Source organism: Burkholderia sp. Ac-20353 (assembly GCF_017104785.1).
In the GTDB taxonomy this organism is placed as follows: Bacteria; Pseudomonadota; Gammaproteobacteria; order Burkholderiales; family Burkholderiaceae; genus Burkholderia.
The window spans coordinates 1-1,179 of the sequence record NZ_JAAGPL010000500.1; the positions used below are offsets into that span (position 1 = coordinate 1).

A 1,179-nucleotide genomic window follows, 5' to 3' on the forward strand; every position below is an offset into this window, starting at 1 on the left:
GGCTGGCAGGGGCTGCAGCATCCGGCCGACTATGACGGCCAGGGGCTGCCGAAGCTGATCGCGACGCCGTGCATCGAGATGCTGAACGCGGCGAACCTGTCGTTCGCGCTGTGTCCGCTGCTGACCGACGGCGCGATCGAGGCGCTGCTGACCGCAGGCACCGAGGAGCAGAAGCAGCGCTACGTGCCGAAGCTGATCTCGGGCGAATGGACGGGCACGATGAACCTGACCGAGCCGCAGGCGGGCTCCGATCTCGCGCTGGTGCGCTCGCGCGCCGAGCCGCAGGGCGACGGTTCGTACAAGGTGTTCGGCACGAAGATCTTCATCACGTGGGGCGAGCACGACATGGCGGACAACATCGTCCACCTCGTGCTGGCGCGCACGCCGAGCGCACCGGAAGGCGTGAAGGGCATTTCGCTGTTCATCGTGCCGAAGTTCCTCGTCAACGACGACGGCAGCCTCGGCGCGCGCAACGACGTGCATTGCGTGTCGATCGAGCACAAGCTCGGGATCAAGGCGAGCCCGACCGCGGTGCTGCAGTATGGTGACAACGGTGGTGCGATCGGCTACCTCGTCGGCGAGGAGAATCGCGGCCTCGAATACATGTTCATCATGATGAACGCGGCGCGCTTCGGCGTCGGCAATCAGGGGATCGGCGTGGCCGACCGCGCGTACCAGCATGCGGCCGCGTTCGCGAAGGAGCGCGTGCAGAGCCGGCCGGTCGATGGTTCCGCGAAGCAGTCGGTGACGATCATCCACCACCCGGACGTGCGCCGGATGCTCGGCACGATGCGCGCGCTGACCGAAGGCGCGCGCGCGCTGTCGTATGTCGCGGCCGCGCACAGCGACATTGCCCACCGCCATTCGGACGAGGCGACGCGTGCGCATCATCAGGCAATCTACGAGTATCTGGTGCCGGTCGTGAAGGGCTGGAGCACGGAGATGGTGAACGATGTCGCGAGCCTCGGCGTGCAGGTGCACGGCGGGATGGGCTTCATCGAAGAGACGGGCGCCGCGCAGTACTACCGTGACGCACGGATCCTGGCGATCTACGAAGGCACGACGGCGATCCAGGCAAACGACCTGGTCGGCCGCAAGACGCTGCGCGACGGCGGCGCGGTCGCGAAGGCGCTGATCGGCGAGATCGGGCAGACGGTCGACGCGCTGGGCAAGCTCGAC

At 67.3% G+C, this 1,179-nt stretch carries 1 protein-coding gene; it reads left to right on the forward strand.

The window, feature by feature from the left end; translation table 11 throughout:
- Positions 1-1,179 (forward strand): acyl-CoA dehydrogenase family protein (locus G3N94_RS41575; RefSeq protein WP_205799942.1); only part of this gene is annotated, 1,179 nt, incomplete at both ends.